This is a genomic window from Filibacter tadaridae, from assembly GCF_900609045.1.
GTDB classification, from domain to species: domain Bacteria; phylum Bacillota; class Bacilli; order Bacillales_A; family Planococcaceae; genus Sporosarcina; species Sporosarcina tadaridae.
Map to the genome: position 1 here is coordinate 1 of NZ_UXAV01000068.1, position 229 is coordinate 229.

Genomic DNA, 229 nt, shown 5'->3' on the forward strand with positions numbered 1-229 from the left:
GATGGGCTCTATGTAAAAAGGCAAAAAGGCAGAACGCGCGGGCGCGAAGAAAAGATAGCAGCTGTACATGAGGGATGGATTGTTAATGGAAAACGCACGAGTTTAGTTGCGAAACGCCATTATATTCACAAGGGAACTATTCCTTTTTGGGAAGGTTTCGAACAATATTTAATGGACACATATGAATACGATCCAGCTGTCCACTTTCTTGTGATAAACGGTGACGGAG

The 229-nt window shown here is 43.2% G+C and carries 1 protein-coding gene; it reads left to right on the forward strand.

The features are described 5' to 3' along the window. The coding region (locus FILTAD_RS15555) for a UPF0236 family transposase-like protein (RefSeq protein WP_203229734.1) at positions 1 to 229 on the forward strand (229 nt) is incomplete at both ends.